Below are 3,829 nucleotides of genomic sequence, written 5' to 3'. Positions count from 1 at the left end.
CCACAAAGCCTTCCCCAAAGAGCTGAAGAAACTCGAAAACCTCGGCTTCTTCAACTACCGCCCCAGTGGTGAGTACCACATGAATAGCCCCCAACTGGCGAAAGCTCTCCACAAAGCCGTGGACGCATACCCCAACCAAGCGGGTTATGACCACTATGAAGTTTACAAAAAATATCTTCAGGAACGCCCCGTCACGGCTCTGCGCGACCTGTTAGACTTCAAATCCGATCGAAACTCCATTTCCCTCGATGAAGTCGAGTCAGTGACCGATATCGTTAAACGTTTCTGCACTGGCGGGATGTCCCTCGGCGCACTCTCCCGCGAAGCCCACGAAGTCCTCGCCATCGCCATGAACCGAATCGGCGCGAAATCCAATAGCGGCGAAGGCGGCGAAGATCCCGTCCGCTACAAAACGATCGATGATGCCGTCGAAGGTAAGTCGGCGATTCTACCCCACCTCAAGGGCTTACGCAACGGGGATACTGCCAAAAGCTCGATCGTCCAAATCGCATCGGGACGCTTTGGTGTCACCCCGCAATTCTTAATGAACGGCAAACAAATCGAGATCAAACTCGCCCAGGGAGCCAAACCAGGTGAAGGCGGACAATTGCCAGGGCCAAAAGTCAGCCAATACATCGCCATGCTCCGCCGCTCTAAACCAGGCGTGATGCTGATTTCACCACCACCCCACCACGATATCTACTCGATCGAAGATCTAGAGCAACTAATCCACGATCTCCACCAAATCAACCCCAAAGCCGCCGTCTCCGTCAAACTAGTCGCCGAAATCGGCATCGGCACCATCGCCGCCGGAGTCGCCAAAGCCAACGCCGACATCATCCAAATCTCTGGACACGACGGTGGTACAGGTGCATCCCCCTTATCGAGCATCAAACACGCAGGTACCCCGTGGGAACTAGGTTTGACCGAAGTTCACCGCGTCCTGATGGATAATCAACTTCGAGATCGAGTCCTCCTGCGCGTCGATGGTGGATTAAAATCAGGATGGGATATTATGATCGCCGCCCTGATGGGAGCAGAAGAATATGGGTTTGGATCGATCGCAATGATCGCCGAAGGCTGTATCATGGCGCGTGTCTGTCATACCAATAAATGTCCTGTCGGTGTCGCCTCCCAGCGCGAAGATCTCCGCGCCCGTTTCCCAGGCATCCCCGAACAAGTCGTCAACTTCTTCCTATTCATCGCCGAAGAAGTCCGCAGTATCCTGGCGCGGTTGGGTTACAAGTCCCTCAATGAATTAATCGGACGTGCGGATCTATTCACCCTCCGCCCCGAAGCGAAACTAACCAAAGTCGCCGCAATTAACCTCGATTGTCTGACTCAATTACCAAATACTAAGCTCGATCGATCCTTCCTCATCCACGGCGATATCCATACCAATGGTGCCGTATTAGATGATGAGATTTTAGCAGATGTAGATATTCGGAGTGCGATCGATAACCAAGGCATCGCCACTAAATCATATAACGTCGTGAATACCGACAGATCGATCGGTGCCCGCATCTCCGGTGCAATTGCCGCTAAATACGGCGACAGCGCATTTGAAGGACAACTCACCCTCAACTTCCAGGGAGCCGCCGGACAAAGCTTCGGCGCATTCAACCACGAAGGAGTCAGCCTCAACCTCACCGGCGAAAGCAACGACTACGTAGGCAAAGGCATCAACGGCGGCGAAATTGTCATCAAACCATACACAGGCACGATCTTCGACACCAGCCGCAACGTGATCATCGGTAACACCTGCCTCTACGGAGCCACAGGCGGCTACCTCTACGCCAACGGACGCGCAGGCGAACGCTTTGCCGTCCGCAACTCCCGCGCCACCGCCGTAGTCGAAGGCACAGGCGACCACTGTTGCGAATACATGACAGGCGGTGTCGTAGTAGTCCTCGGACAAGTCGGACGCAACGTCGGCGCAGGAATGACAGGCGGTTTGGGTTATTTCCTCGATGAAGATGACACTTTCATCGCCAAAATCAATCCCGAAATCGTCAAATGGCAACGGGTAGAAACAGCAGCAGGTGAGCAGCAATTGAAGGATCTAATTGCGGCGCATGGTGCGAAAACTGGTAGCCAGAAGGCACAGGAAATCTTGAGTCGGTGGGCAGAATATCTGCCTAAGTTCTGGCAGTTGGTTCCTCCTTCGGAGGCAGAAACACCAGAGGCTAGTGCGAAGCAGGCTGTTAGTGCTTAGAATGGGGTAAGGTGGGGTCAATACAGCCAGCGGTTGTTCGCGTAGCGTTCCCGTAGGGTAAACGCCGCTGGTGTTGCAAAGTCCGCCTACGCGGACTACTCGAACTAAAAATAAAACTAGAACAATTCGTTTATATTTTACTAATTTTCGATCGATGTCTAGGCGAGATAGTTTACATAATTTTGTGCGTCGTACTTTAGAAAAAGGTAACTACTCAGGTGGGTAATGAGGGAATGCGGGTTTCAAGCGATCTCACGACATTATTTGGTACTAATTGGCCATTTTTTGCCTCAATAATGGCTCAAACCCATTGACTTCCTACCCCCCCTGAGTAGTTACTAAAGCGAGAATTTCAGCCGGAATGACTCAAGGAGAACTCGCAGATAAGATCGGGATTAAAGAACAACAAATTCAACGATATGAATCCAATCATTATCAGGCAGTTGGATTTGATCGATTGTTAGAGATTGCTAGAATTTTGTCGATTCTCGTACCGAGAGGCTACGCCAACGAATTAGTCGATAAAGTCTTGCTCCAGCCTACTCGTTAAAAGTGTATGTAGTCGATCGATTGTGTCTCCCGTCGAGGATCGAGTTAGATTGTTCGTTGGCGGAGCCTCTCCCTTGGAGAATCTATATTTGGCTGGCGAAATCCCATGTTTTTGTCGAAAGCGGGTCGTGAACGCGCTATGACTAGCAAATCCACACATTTGACCGATTGTGGAGATTGGCAAGTTAGCATCTCGATCGAGTAGTAATTCGATCGCTCTTTCTAGTCGTTTCGTGATGATAAATTGATAAGGGCTAATCCCTATAATTTTCTTAAATGAATGTGCGAAGACTGAAATACTTAATCGAGCGCGTTCGGCTAGTGCTTGGATGGTAAGTTCTCGATCTAAATTTTGGTTGATATAGTCGATCGCTTCATCTAACTGCGCTCGATGTGAATAGACTTCATAAATAGTCTTGAGCGGTTGTCTGTCGGCATAGGTACGAATTAAATGCAGACTTAGTGCCGTAGCTAATGCCTCTGTATACAAAAGATCCGTCAGCCCATTTAAGGCAAACTCTTGTTTAAATAATTCTAGTAAATTTTTGACAATCGGATCTGCACAACCGATTAATGGCTTAAATAAAACTTCTGCTGCTGCAAAATTGGTCGAGATTAAGTTACTGACAAATGTTGGTTGCAAATATACATGCATACACAGTGAATCTTGCGACCAGCGCGAACCGGAGATCTCATTATGGGGGATAAAGATCCACTCGCCAGTGACGATCGGATGTGGCTGAAACGTTAACCCGTCAGTAGATAATTCTAGACTTGGCAGATCGCTCAAAGCCATCGAAAACGCATGGTAAGGCACAACATAAAACGGTGTTGCCATCGGTGGTAACTGATAAATCGTCACCTGCGCGCTATTTCCCATTTCACTCATGCCCACAATCTCGGCATCTGGCACTGCCAAAGTTCTTAATTCATCGAGATCGCTGATGTCGATTAGCTCTCTGTCTGGGGGGAAGTCCATTGCAGTACCTAATAAAAAATATCTGATCGGAGATAGTCGGCTAAATTTAGCAGCTTTGAGCAACAAACTTAGCAGCTTTGAGCAAC

The 3,829-nt window shown here is 49.3% G+C and carries 3 protein-coding genes; 2 read left to right on the top strand and 1 reads right to left on the bottom strand.

Annotated elements, in window-relative coordinates:
* The coding region (locus tag RMO55_RS02520; protein WP_310422999.1) for a glutamate synthase-related protein at positions 1 to 2,215 on the top strand (2,215 nt) is incomplete at its 5' end.
* Positions 2,216 to 2,564: 349 nt separating this feature from the next.
* On the top strand, positions 2,565 to 2,765 hold the full coding sequence (locus RMO55_RS02515; protein ID WP_310423002.1) for a helix-turn-helix transcriptional regulator: 201 nt from the start codon (positions 2,565 to 2,567) through the stop codon (positions 2,763 to 2,765).
* Here the strand turns inward: RMO55_RS02515 and RMO55_RS02510 are convergent.
* A partial coding sequence (locus RMO55_RS02510) for an AraC family transcriptional regulator (protein WP_310422996.1) occupies positions 2,730 to 3,829 on the bottom strand: 1,100 nt, incomplete at its 5' end. The genes RMO55_RS02515 and RMO55_RS02510 overlap by 36 nt on opposite strands.

Origin of the sequence: Chamaesiphon sp. VAR_48_metabat_135_sub (assembly GCF_031418915.1) — a bacterium.
Lineage (GTDB): Bacteria > Cyanobacteriota > Cyanobacteriia > Cyanobacteriales > Chamaesiphonaceae > Chamaesiphon.
Note: the sequence above shows the minus strand (reverse complement) of the source record. Positions and strands in the feature narration are given on the sequence as shown.